9 protein-coding genes are annotated in these 12397 nt (G+C 73.3%); 6 read left to right on the top strand and 3 right to left on the bottom strand.

All coding sequences use genetic code 11. The features are described from left to right. Positions 1-84 precede the first annotated feature (84 nt). A complete protein-coding gene (locus ACYU8I_RS10990) occupies positions 85-372 on the top strand; it encodes a DUF1540 domain-containing protein (protein ID WP_460840584.1) in 288 nt (95 codons plus the stop codon). Positions 373-561: 189 nt separating this feature from the next. Here ACYU8I_RS10990 and ACYU8I_RS10985 read toward each other — a convergent pair whose 3' ends face one another. Continuing rightward, positions 562-1752: a homogentisate 1,2-dioxygenase domain-containing protein gene (locus ACYU8I_RS10985; protein WP_460840582.1), complete on the bottom strand. Its 1191-nt coding sequence runs from the start codon at positions 1750-1752 to the stop codon at positions 562-564. Positions 1753-1828: 76 nt separating this feature from the next. On the opposite strand from ACYU8I_RS10985, the gene ACYU8I_RS10980 reads away from it, so the two are divergent. The 5 genes from ACYU8I_RS10980 (at position 1829) to ACYU8I_RS10960 (ending at position 7795) form a co-directional block, all read left to right on the top strand. Next, positions 1829-2977: a fumarylacetoacetate hydrolase family protein gene (locus ACYU8I_RS10980; RefSeq protein WP_460840580.1), complete on the top strand. Its 1149-nt coding sequence runs from the start codon at positions 1829-1831 to the stop codon at positions 2975-2977. Then, the gene (locus ACYU8I_RS10975; RefSeq protein ID WP_460840577.1) at positions 2974-3834 is read left to right on the top strand and encodes a deoxyribonuclease IV; all 861 of its coding nucleotides are present in this window, start codon (positions 2974-2976) and stop codon (positions 3832-3834) included. Before ACYU8I_RS10980 ends, ACYU8I_RS10975 begins: the two co-directional genes overlap by 4 nt. Before the next feature lie 297 nt (positions 3835-4131). Continuing rightward, positions 4132-4449 (top strand): hypothetical protein, encoded by a 318-nt coding sequence (locus ACYU8I_RS10970; RefSeq protein WP_460840576.1) that lies wholly within the window; start codon positions 4132-4134, stop codon positions 4447-4449. A gap of 38 nt (positions 4450-4487) precedes the next feature. Continuing rightward, positions 4488-5273 (top strand): HAD family hydrolase, encoded by a 786-nt coding sequence (locus tag ACYU8I_RS10965; protein ID WP_460840574.1) that lies wholly within the window; start codon positions 4488-4490, stop codon positions 5271-5273. Beyond that, the gene (locus tag ACYU8I_RS10960) at positions 5270-7795 is read left to right on the top strand and encodes a glycoside hydrolase family 65 protein (RefSeq protein WP_460840572.1); all 2526 of its coding nucleotides are present in this window, start codon (positions 5270-5272) and stop codon (positions 7793-7795) included. The genes ACYU8I_RS10965 and ACYU8I_RS10960 overlap by 4 nt, the downstream gene beginning before the upstream one ends. A 498-nt stretch (positions 7796-8293) precedes the next feature. On the opposite strand, the gene ppc is transcribed toward ACYU8I_RS10960, so the two are convergent. Both ppc and ilvA read right to left on the bottom strand, forming a co-directional pair. Then, positions 8294-11002 (bottom strand): phosphoenolpyruvate carboxylase, encoded by a 2709-nt coding sequence (gene ppc / locus ACYU8I_RS10955; RefSeq protein ID WP_460840570.1) that lies wholly within the window; start codon positions 11000-11002, stop codon positions 8294-8296. Between the two features lie 117 nt (positions 11003-11119). Continuing rightward, complete coding sequence (gene ilvA / locus ACYU8I_RS10950; protein WP_460840569.1) at positions 11120-12379, bottom strand: threonine ammonia-lyase IlvA; 1260 nt, start codon at positions 12377-12379, stop codon at positions 11120-11122. Between the last annotated feature and the right edge of the window lie 18 nt (positions 12380-12397).

Raw genomic sequence — 12397 nt, 5'->3', positions numbered from 1 at the left:
CAAGCCTTCTCTTGCTGGAACCATTCCCAGAAGTCGTGCATGGTGTTCTCAGACCGCGTTCCCCAGCCCTGCCGGAGGCCCCTGATGAGCACCATGTCGCTCCCCATCGTCAGCACCTGTAGCGCCACCAGCTGCGCCTACAACCACGACACCGACTGCCACGCCGGCGCCATCACCGTGACCGGTGACGCCTCGAGCTGCGGCACCTTCGTCGAGGCCGGCGACAAGGCCGGCACCGACTCCACCGCCTCGGTCGGCGCCTGCCACCGCAGCGAGTGCGTCTTCAACTCCGCGCTCGAGTGCACCGCCAAGGACGTCGCGATCGACTCCGCCGGCGACACCGCCACCTGCCAGACCTTCCAGGCCGCCTGAGCGACCTGACCGCGTCGGGCCCACCAGCCCGGGACCGACGCCCCCGAGAGCCGGACACCCCGCGTGGGTGGCCGGCTCTCGGCGCGTCCGGGGGTCCCTGTCGCTCCCTGAGGAGCCCGCGAGGGACGAGCGGGCGTCACGAAGGGGCCCGTCGAGGCTCGCTGCGCTCGCACCTCAGGGAGCGGGGGGCTACAGGGTGCGGCCGGCCCAGGTCCAGGCGTAGCCGGGGTCCTCGGTGGCCAGGGCGGCCTCGCCGAGCTCGAGGGGCTTGAAGGTGTCGACCATGACGGCCGACTCCTCGAAGTACTCCGCGCCGATGCTGGCCTCCACCGCCGCGGGCTGCGGGCCGTGGGCGTGGCCGCCGGGGTGCAGCGTGATCGAGCCGACGTCGATGCCGGAGCCCTTGCGGGCCTCGTAGTCGCCGTCGACGTAGAACATCACCTCGTCGGAGTCGACGTTGGAGTGGTAGTAGGGCACCGGGATCGCGCCCTCGGCGTAGTCGACCTTGCGGGGCAGGAAGTTGCAGATCACGAAGTTCCAGCCCTCGAAGACCTGGTGCACCGGCGGCGGCTGGTGCACCTTGCCGGTGATCGGCATGAAGTCGTCGACGTTGAACGTGTAGGGGTAGAGGCAGCCGTCCCAGCCGACCACGTCGAGCGGGTGGGTGGCGTACGTCAGCCGCGTGCCGACGAGGCCCGACGGCCCGTGGCCGCGGTGCTTGACCAGCACCTCGACGTCGGTGCCCTCCTCCACGAGCGGCTCGGTGGGGCCGTGCAGGTCTCGCTCGCAGTACGGCGCGTGCTCGAGCAGCTGCCCGTAGCGCGAGAGGTAGCGCTTGGGCGGCGCGACGTGGCTGTTGGCCTCGATCGGGTAGAGCCGGCTGACCTCGCCGTCGACGTCGCTCGGCACCCAGCGGTGCGTCGTGGCGCGTGGGACCACGACGTAGTCGCCGGCCCGGTAGTCGACCGAGCCGAAGACGGTCTCGACGGTGCCGCGACCGTCCTCGACGTACACCACCTCGTCGCCCACGGCGTTGCGGTAGTACGGCGACGGGGCGTCGGTCACGACGTAGGAGATCCGGACGTCGGCGTTGCCCAGCAGCAGCCGACGGCCGGTCACGGGGTCGCCGCCGGCGGGCAGGTCGTGCAGCGTCAGGTGGCGCGGCTTGAGCGGGTGGTTGGGCGTGGTGGTGAGGTCGGGCAGCTCCCAGACCTCGCTCGCGACCACGGCCGAGGGCACGCCGGAGTGGTAGAGCAGCGAGGAGTCGGACGAGAACCCCTCCTCGCCCATCAGCTCCTCGAAGCGCAGCCCGCCCGCCTCGTCGCGGAACGCCGTGTGCCGCCGCCGCGGCACCTCTCCGACCTGCCGGTAGTACGCCATGCCCGCCGCTCCTCGTCGCGTCGCGTGGTGAGGGTCACCACGCTACTGCCGGGTCACCGGTGGGTACCTTCTGCCGGTGACGACCTCGCCGCCGACCTGCTGGGTGCCCGGCGCCACGGGGTCGGGCTTCGACGTCGACCACCTGCCGATCGCCGAGGTGGCGTCGCTCGACCGCGACGACTGGTGGATCGGCGTACGGATCGGCGACCAGGTCCTCGACGTCGCCGCCGTGGTCGACCACCCGATGCTGCGCACCGCGCGCATCCACCTGCTGCTGGCGGCGGGCCCGCGCTGGTGGAACGAGCTGCGCGCCCGGCTCACCCTGATGCTCACCGACGAGTCGCAGCGCAGCAGCGTGGAGCCGCACCTGGTGCCGATCGAGACGGTCGAGCCCGACCTGCCGTTCGCGGTCGCCGACTACGTCGACTTCTACGCCTCCGAGCACCACGCGACCAACGTCGGGGGCCTCTTCCGACCCGACGGTGAGCCGCTGCCCGAGGCCTGGAAGCACCTGCCGATCGGCTACCACGGTCGGGCGGGCACCGTGGTCGCGAGCGGCACCGACGTACGTCGCCCGGTCGGCATCCGTGGGCCCGGCGACGTCGGGCCGACGCAGCGCCTCGACCTCGAGGCCGAGCTGGGCTTCGTGGTCGGCCGTCGTGCCGAGGAGCCCGTCGGCGTCGACGACCTCGCGCAGCACGTCTTCGGCGTGGTCGGTCTCAACGACTGGTCGGCGCGCGACCTGCAGGCCTTCGAGAGCCGCCCGCTCGGCCCGTTCCTCGGCAAGTCCTTCGCCACCAGCATCTCCTGCTGGATCACCCCGCTGGCCGCGCTCGACGCCGCCTGGGTGCCGCTGCCCGGCCAGGACCCCGAGCCCGCGGCCCACCTCGGGCCCGGCCGCACCCGGGGCCTCGACATCGCGGTCGAGGTGCTCGTCAACGGCCAGGTCGTCAGCCGGCCGTCGTACGCCGCGATGTACTGGTCGCCCGCGCAGATGCTCGCCCACCTGACCTCCAACGGGGCCACGCTCCGCACCGGCGACCTGCTCGGCTCCGGCACCATCTCCGACGCCGACGAGGTCGGCTGCCTGCTCGAGCTGACCCGCAACGAGGGCCCGTGGCTGGCCGACGGCGACCTGGTCGAGATCCGCTACACCGCGCCGTCGACCCGCGGCGGGCACCTCGAGATCGGCACCGTGTCGGGTCGGGTGCTCCCGGCTCGATGACGGTCAGGAACCCGGTCGGCTCGCACCTCGCGGTCAGTAGGGGCCTCGCGAAGGGTGCGCTGGCCACCGCCGTCGAGCGGGGCCACGAGACGCTGCAGGTCTTCGTCGGCAACCCGCGCGGCTGGGCGCTGTCGGCCGGCGACCCGACGGAGGACGCCGCCTTCCGCGACGGCGCCGCCGCAGCCGGCGTGCGGACGTTCGTGCACACGCCGTACCTGGTCAACCTCGGCTCGCCCACCGTCACCACCTACGAGCGCTCCGTCGCCTCGGTCGCCCACAACCTCGCTCGCGCCGCGGCGATCGGCGCCGAGGGGGTGGTCGTGCACACCGGGTCGGCGGTCGCCGACGGGAGCGTCGAGACCGCGATGCGGCAGGTGCGCGAGGGGTTGCTGCCGCTGCTCGACGCGCTGGGCGACACCGGACCCGACCTGCTCGTCGAGCCCACTGCCGGCCAGGGCCGCTCGCTGTGCGGCCGGGTCGAAGACCTCGAGGCCTACCTCGCCGCCCTCGACCACCACCCGCGGGTCGGCGTCTGCCTCGACACCTGCCACGTCTTCGCCGCCGGCGACCCCCTCGACGAGCCCGGCGGCACCACCGCCACCGTCGACCGGCTGGTCGAGGTCGGCGGGCACGAGCGGCTGCGGCTCGTGCACGCCAACGACTCCAAGGACGTGCGCGGCGCCCACCTCGACCGCCACGAGAAGCTCGGCCAGGGCCACATCGGCCTCGACGCCTTCGCCGAGCTCCTCGCCCACCCCGCCACCGAGGGCGTTCCCTTCGTGCTCGAGACCCCCGGCTGCTCCCGCGACGCCGACGACCCCGACGTCGAGATCCTCCGCCGGCTACGGGGCGACTGACGCGGGTCCGATCGAGGGGCGAGAGACCCCCGCACCACGGGCCTCCTCGGGGAGCGGAGCAAGAGCGCCCCCCCTGAGGTGCGAGCGCAGCGAGCCACGAAGGGGCGCCCCGCGCCGGCTGGCGCTCGCCGTCGCCGTGGTCCGGAGCCCCGATCTGCTGCTGTCGACGCGCCCGCCGTACGACCAGGGGGATGGAACCGCCGAAACGGGTGTACACAGGACACACGTCTCAATACCCGGCGTCCCTGGGTCAGCGCGGTTGAATGGGACACGACCCCCCGTCACTGGAGCACGCCCATGCCCGAGCGCCTCGTCCAGGCCCGCCTCGCCGCCTCGCCGGCGGCGGTGCTGGCCGCACTCACGGCACGGCTTCACGCCGAGGGCGACCAGCTCACCGGCATCTCCGGCTTCGGCTCGGAGGTCACGTGGAACGCCTTCGACGGCACCCTCGAGCTGGTCGAGCTCCGGGCCGAGATCACGCCCGACCCCGCCGAGCCGGGCGTGACGCTGCTCGTCGTACGCCGCTGCGACCCGGCGCTCGAGTCGGCGCTCGACCTGGCCGCCCGGCCCGCGGAGACCGACGCCGACGACGAGCACGCCCGCCGGACGGGTTGACACACGCCCGACACGTGCGGCCTCTAGGCTGGTGACCCGTGAGTGGACACTCGAGCAACCGGGTCGACTGGTCGTCCTACGAGGCCGTGCTCTTCGACCTCGACGGCGTCGTCACGCCGACCGCCGAGGTGCACATGCGCGCCTGGTCGGAGATGTTCAACGAGTTCTTGTCGGACTCCGCCGACGGCGGCGGTGACCGTGCGCCGTACACCGATGCCGACTACTTCGCGCACGTCGACGGCAAGCCCCGCTACGACGGCGTCCGCGACTTCCTCGGCTCGCGCGGCATCGACCTGCCGGAGGGCGACGACGCCGACTCCGGCGACCAGCCGACGGTCAAGGGGCTCGGCAACCGCAAGAACGACGCCTTCAACGAGGTGCTCGAGCGCGACGGCGTCGAGGCCTACCCCGGCTCGGTCGCGCTGCTCGACCACCTGCGCGACCTCGGCCTGCCGCTGGCCGTGGTGTCGTCGAGCGCCAACGCGCCGGCCGTGCTCGAGGCCGCCGGCCTCGCCGACCGGTTCCGCACCGTGGTCGACGGGGCCGTGGCGAAGGCCGAGGGCCTGCCCGGCAAGCCGGCCCCCGACACCTTCGTGCGCGCCGCCGAGGTCCTCGGCACCACCGCCGCCGGTGCCGTCGTGCTCGAGGACGCCGTCTCGGGCGTGCGGGCGGGCCGGGCGGGCGACTTCGCGCTGGTCGTGGGCGTCGACCGGGGCGCCGGCGAGCAGACGCTGACCGACGCCGGCGCCGACCTGGTCGTGCCCGACCTCGCCGACCTCGTGCCGTTGGTCGAGCCTGTCGAGACCAGCGAGCCCCCCGCGTGAACCGCCGCGGCTCGGTCGTCGACCCGCTCGACCGGGGACGCTTCCCGGCCGACCCGTGGCGGCTGGTCGAGACGTCGTACCGGCCCGACGACCTCGGCACCACCGAGACCCTCTTCTCGGTCGGCAACGGCTACCTCGGCATGCGCGCCAACCCCGAGGAGGGGCGCGACGCGATCGCGCACGGGACCTTCGTCAACGGCTTCCACGAGACCTGGCCGATCCGTCACGCCGAGGCCGCGTTCGGCTTCGCGCGCACCGGGCAGACCATCGTCAACGTCCCCGACGCCAAGCTGATGAAGGTCTACGTCGACGACGAGCCACTGATCCTCGGCACCGCCGACCTCCTCGACTACGAGCGCGTGCTCGACTTCCGCGAGGGCATCCTGCGCCGCCGGCTGGTCTGGCTGACCCCGTCGGGCAAGCGGGTGCAGGTCGAGTCGACCCGCATGGTGTCGATGACGCAGCGCCACCTCGCGCTGCTCACCCTCGAGGTCACCATGCTCGAGGGCGACGCCCCCGTGGTGATCTCCTCGCAGCTGCTCAACCGGCAGGACGGGCAGGACGAGTACCACACGCCGTACGAGGCGATGGGCGAGGGCACCGACCCGCGCAAGGCCGCCGCCTTCGACGAGCGGGTGCTGCTGCCGCGGCGCCACCAGGCCGACGAGCGCCGCTCGCTGCTCGGTTACCAGTGCGCCCGCTCGCACATGACGATCGCCGTCGCCTGCGACCACCGGCTGCACACCGACGACGACGTCGAGGTCGTGGTGCGCGAGGAGCAGGACCTCACCAAGACCGTCTTCCGCATCGAGGCCACCGAGGGCCGCACGCTGCGGCTCGAGAAGGCCGTCACTTACCACACCTCGCGCGGCGTGCCCGTGCGCGAGCTCGCCGACCGCTGCGAGCGCACCCTCGACCGGGTCGGCAAGCACGCGTTCGCGACGTACCACGACGAGCAGCGCGCCTGGTACGACGCGTTCTGGGCCGACAGCGACGTCGAGGTCGAGCACGACGACGTGCTGCAGCAGGCGATCCGCTTCAACCTGTTCACCCTCGCGCAGGCCAGCGCCCGCGCCGACCGCCAGGGCGTGCCGGCCAAGGGCGTCACCGGGTCGGGCTACGAGGGCCACTACTTCTGGGACACCGAGATCTACGTCGTCCCGTTCCTGTGCTTCACCCAGCCGCAGGTGGCCCGCAACCTGCTGCACTTCCGCACCCGGATGCTGCCCGCCGCCCGCACCCGCGCCCGCGAGATGGCCCAGAGCGGCGCGCTGTTCCCCTGGCGCACCATCAACGGCGAGGAGGCGTCGGCCTACTACGCCGCCGGCTCCGCCCAGATGCACATCGACGCCGACATCGCCTACGCGCTGATGCAGTACGTCGGCGCCACCAACGACGTCGGCTTCCTCGTGCGCGACGGGGTCGACCTGCTCGTCGAGACCGCTCGGATGTGGGCCGAGCTCGGCTTCTGGCGCACCAATGGCGGCGACCCAACGTTCCACATCCACGGTGTCACCGGGCCCGACGAGTACACCACCGTGGTGAACAACAATCTGTTCACCAACCTCATGGCCCGCTTCAACCTCGAGCGCGCCGCCCTGGTGTGCCGCCGCATCGAGCGCGACCAGCCCCGCGACTACAGCAAGCTCACCCACCGCCTCGGGCTGCTGCCCGGCGAGGTGGAGAGCTGGGAGCGGTGCGCGACCGGCATGACCGTGCCCTTCGACGAGGGCCTCGGCATCCACCCGCAGGACGACTTCTTCCTCGACCGCGAGGTGTGGGACCTCTCCCGCACGCCGCACGAGCTGCGGCCGCTGATGCTGCACTACCACCCGCTGGTGATCTACCGGTTCCAGGTGCTCAAGCAGGCCGACGTCGTGCTCGCGATGTTCCTGCAGAGCGACCGCTTCACGCCGGAGCAGAAGCGCGCCAACTTCGAGTACTACGACCCCATCACCACCGGCGACTCCACGCTCTCCGCGGTCGTGCAGTCGATCATGGCGGCCGAGGTCGGCTACCACGAGCTCGCCCTCGACTACTTCCGCCAGGCGCTCTTCGTCGACCTCGGCGACCTGCACGGCAACACCGTCGACGGCATGCACATCGCCAGCGCCGGCGGCGTGTGGAGCGCGCTGACCTTCGGGTTCGCCGGCATGAGCGACCGGGAGGGTCGGCTCTGCTTCGACCCCCGCCTGCCCGCCGAGTGGCCGCTGCTGCGCTTCCGGCTCGCCTGGCGCGGCTCGCGCATCACCGTCGAGCTCACCCAGGAGCAGATCACCTTCACCGTCACCGAGAAGGGCGAGGACGCCGTGCACGTACGGGTGCGCGGCGACCTGCACCACGTGCGCCTCGGCGAGCCGGTCACCGTGCCCCTCGACAGTCAGGGCCTGCGCCTGCCCGGCCTGCTCGGCGACCGCCCCCACCTCGGCGGCACCCGCGCCGACGGCACCAAGATCACCGCCGGCGTCCCCGAGCCCATGGTCTTCCAGGAGGACGTCCCCCCGGAGCTCGAGCTCTCGTAGCCCCCACCGGGTCTCGAGGCTCGTCGCAGCCGCTCCCCGAGGAGCCCGCGAGGGACGAGCGGGCGTCACGAAGGGGCGATCCACTGCTCCGTCCGACCACGCCGCCCCTTCGTGGCTCGCTCCGCTCGCACCTCAGGGAGCGGGCCACACCCCGCTCCCTGAGGAGCCCGCGAGGGACGAGCGGGCGTCACGAAGGGGCGGAGCCACGGCCGCGGATCCGGTCCGCCCGATGGCCGAGATCCGCGGCAACAACGCCAGCCGCCTGGACGACGCCGCCCCTTCGTGGCTCGCCGCGCTCGCACCTCAAGGCGGCGGGAGGTCGCCCCGCTCGCACCCCAAGGAGCGGGAGGACGCCCCGCTCGCACCTCGAGGAGCGGGAGGTCGCCGCGCTCGCACCTCAAGGCGGCGGGAGGTCGCCCCGCTCGCACCTCAAGGCGGCGGGAGGTCGCCCCGCTGGCACCTCAAGGAGCGGGAGGTCACCCCGTTCGCCACGCAGGATCAGCCCGTGTTGCGCATCCCCGCGGCGATCCCGTTGACGGTGAGCAGGAGCGCGCGCTGGAGGTCGTCGCCCTCCTCGCCGGCCCGCAGCCGGCGCAGCAGCTGCACCTGGAGCAGGTGGAGCGGCTCGAGGTAGTTCTCGCGCACCTCGAGCGTCTGCCGCAGCACCGGCTCGCGCTCGAGCAGCTCGGCGTCGCCGGTGACGGCGAGCACCTGGGCGACGGTGAGGTCGTACTCCTCGCGGATGGTCGCGAAGATCTCGCCGGTGCCCTCGGGCGCGAGCGCGGCGACGTACCGCTCGGCGACGTCCATGTCGGCCTTGAACAACGTCATCGCGACGTTGTCGAGGAAGGTGCGGAAGAACGGCCAGCCGGCGTACATCGCCCGCAGCTCCTCGCGACCGGCCTCCCCCACGGCTGCGAGGCCGCTGCCGACACCGAACCACCCCGGCACGATCTGCCGCGACTGCGTCCAGCCGAAGACCCACGGGATCGCGCGGAGGCCGTCGAGGCCGCCGTCCTGCGCGGGCCGCTTCGAGGGCCGCGAGCCGATGTGCATCGAGCCGAGCAGGTCGACGGGCGTGCAGGCGAGGAAGTACGCCGGCAGGTCGTCGCGGTCGACGAGCGCGCGGTAGCGGGTGTGCGCGGCGCCGGAGAGGGCGTCCATCAGCCCGTCCCAGCGCTCCGCCTGCTCCGGCGTGCGGCGGTCGGTGCGGTGCAGCAGGCTGGCCTCGAGGGTGGCGGCGACGAGCAGCTCGAGGTTCTCCCGGGCGAGCACGGGCAGGGCGTACTTGTCGCTGATCACCTCGCCCTGCTCGGTCAGCTTGACCTCGCCGTCGACGGTGCCGAAGGGCAGCGCCATGATCGCGTCGTACGTCGGCCCGCCGCCGCGCCCGACCGAGCCGCCGCGGCCGTGGAAGAACCGCAGCCGCACGCCGAAGCGCTGGGCGACGTCGCGGGCGCGGCGCTGCGCCCGCTGGATCTGCCACTGCGAGGTGGCGATGCCGCCGGACTTGTTGGAGTCGGAGTAGCCGAGCATGACCTCCTGCACGTCGCCGCGGGCGGCGAGCAGCGCGCGGTACGACGGGTCGGCGAACAGGCCCTCGAGGATGGGCTCGGCGCGCTCGAGCTCCTCGACGGTCTCGAGCAGCGGCACGAAGCCGATGCGCGCGACGCCCTCGGCGAGGTCGACCAGGCCGGCCTCGCGGGCCAGCACGACGGCGGCGAGCACGTCGTCGGCGTCGGTCGTCATCGAGATGATGTAGCTCTCGACGACGCGCTCGCCGTAGGTCTCGAGCGCCTCGCGCACCACCGCGAACACCTCGGCGGTGCGGCGGCCGTCGCCGTCGACCGGCGGCGGCTGCATCGACAGGGGCCGGTGCACGGCGAGCTCGTCGGAGAGCACCTTGGTGCGCTCGGGCTGGTCGAGCTCGGCGTACGGCGTCGCGCCCTTCCCGCGCACCCGGTCGAGCAGCTGACCGACGGCGTGGTGGTGCTTCTCGGCGTGCTCGCGCACGTCGAGCGTGGCCAGCGTCAGGCCGGTGGAGGCGACGGTGCGCACCAGCCGCTCCAGCTCACCGCCGGCCAGCAGCGCGCCCTGGTGCTCGAGCACCGAGCGGTGCAGCAGCTCGAGGTCGGCCAGCACGGCCGCGTCGTCGCGGTAGTCGCGTCCGGGCCGGTGGGGGGCGCCCGCCGCGATGCGCTCGGCGGTGAGCTTGAGCCGCACGTCGACGCAGGTCAGGAAGAGGCGGTAGGGCTCCTCGACGTTGAGCCGGCGGTAGCGCGGCTCGACCTCGGGCAGGCCGCCGAGCATCTCCTCGGTGCGGGCGAGCAGCTCCTCGGAGACCGTGGTCAGCCGCACGCTGACCGACAGCGTGCGCCGCAGCGCGTCGATCTTGCGGCGGATCACCGCGATGCCGTGCTGGGCCTGCAGCCGCAGCACCTCGCGGGTGGTCTCGGGGGTGACGTTGGGGTTGCCGTCCCGGTCGCCGCCCATCCAGGTGCCGAAGCGCAGCGGTCGGGTGTCGAGCGGCAGCCGGACCGGGTGGTCGGCGTCGTACTCCTCGAGCCGGTCGGCCAGCTCGTCGAGCACGTCGAGCACCGCCGCGGTGGTGAGCCCCTCGAGGTAGTAGACGCCGTTGCGGGCCTCGTCGACCGGGTCGGGCCGGTCGACCCGCAGCTCGTCGGTCTGCCACAGCAGGTCGACGGCGCCCTCGAGCGCGCGGGTGCGCCGCGGCGACTCCGGCTCGTCGAGCAGCGCGGCGACCGCCCGCAGCTTGTCGAGCGTCGTACGCCGCTGCACCTCCGTGGGGTGGGCGGTGAAGACCGAGCGCACGGCCACCTGGGCCACCGTCTGCTGCACGTCGTCGGGCGCGACGCCGCGCTCGCGCACCCGCCGCAGCGCCCCGGCCAGCGGCCCGCCGTGCTCCTCGCGGGCAGCGGCCAGGGTGCGGCCGCGGTGCTGCTGCTCGGTGACGTTGGCGAGGTGGAAGTACGCCGCGAACGCCCGCGCGAGCGTCGTGGCCGTCTCGAGGTCGAGCTCGGCGAGCTCGAGCGAGTCGTCCTTGGCGGCCAGCCGCACCTCCTCGACCAGGTCGAGCAGGTCCTGGCCGTGGGTGCGGGTCAGGGTCTCGCCGAGCATCGACGTGACGAGCCGGATGTCGCGGCGCAGCGGCGCCTCGGCGTCGGACGGCAGGGGTGCCTCGGACATGGGGGCCTCCCGGAGGGTGGGCAGCACGGACCTCAGGCGACGTCGTCGGCACCCGCGGGTGACAGGTTAGTGAGCGACCGACGGGTAGGCGAGTGCGAGCCTGGTCACCCCGGCGCCTCAGGTGAGGTAGCGGGTCAGCGGGGAGTCGGGCGGGAGCCGGTCGATCCGGGCCGGGGAGGCGGCGATGCGCTCGAGCAGCGGCTCGAGGTCGGCGGGGCTGGAGAGCTCGAGGCCGACCAGGGCGGGGCCGGTCTCGCGGTTGTTGCGCTTGACGTACTCGAAGAGCGTGATGTCGTCGTCGGGGCCGAGCACGTCGTCGAGGAAGGCGCGCAGGGCGCCCGGCTCCTGCGGGAAGTCGACGAGGAAGTAGTGCTTGAGGCCGGTGTGCACCAGCGACCGCTCGACGATCTCGGCGTACCGGCTGACGTCGTTGTTGCCGCCGGAGAGCACGCACAGCACGGTGCTGCCGGGCTCGAGGTCGAGCTGGTGCAGGGCCGCCGTGGCGAGCGCGCCGGCGGGCTCGGCGACGATGCCGTCGGACTGGTAGAGCTCGAGCATCTCGGTGCAGATCGCGCCCTCGTCGACCGCGACGACCTCGATGCCGGCGTCGCGCACGTGGGCGAAGGTCAGGTCGCCGACGCGGCGTACGGCGGCACCGTCGACGAAGGGGTCGACCTCGCCGAGCGTCACCGGGGCACCCACCTCGAGCGCCGCACCCATGGAGGCGGCGCCGGTCGGCTCGGCGCCGACGACCCGCACGTCGGGGCAGCGCTCGCGCACCCAGGCCAGCGTTCCCGCGACCAGGCCCCCGCCGCCGACGGGCACGACGATCACGTCGGGCTCGGCGCCGAGCTGGTCGAGCGCCTCGCGGATCGCGGTGCCCTGGCCCGCGACGGTGGCCGGGTGGTCGAAGGGCGGCACCAGCACGCGGCCGGTCTCCTCGGCGTGCGCGGCGGCCAGCGCCGCGGCGTCGTCGAAGGAGTCACCGGCGACGGCGACGTCGACGTCGTCGCCCCCGAGCTCCGCGACCCTGGCACGTTTCTGGCGCGGCGTCGTGCGCGGCAGGTAGATCCGGGCCTTGACGCCGAGGGCCGCGCAGGCGAAGGCGACCCCCTGGGCGTGGTTGCCGGCGCTCGCGCAGACGACGCCGCGCTCGCGATCCTCCGGCTCGAGCCGGGCCAGGAAGTACGAGGCGCCGCGGGACTTGTAGGAACGCACCGGCTGCAGGTCCTCGCGCTTGAGCAGCACCCGCACGCCGTGGGTGCGGGTGAGCCGGGCGTTGTCCTCCAGCGGCGTCGCCGGCACCGTGCCGACCAGCAGCGCCGCCGCGGCGTCGACGTCGGAGGCGGTCACGAGCTCGGGCACGGTCGTGATCATGCCTGGCTGGTGCCACGG

It is taken from the genome of Nocardioides marmoraquaticus, assembly GCF_054777915.1.
The sequence above is the reverse complement of the archived record's forward strand: the minus strand, read 5'-3'. Positions and strand labels throughout refer to the sequence as shown.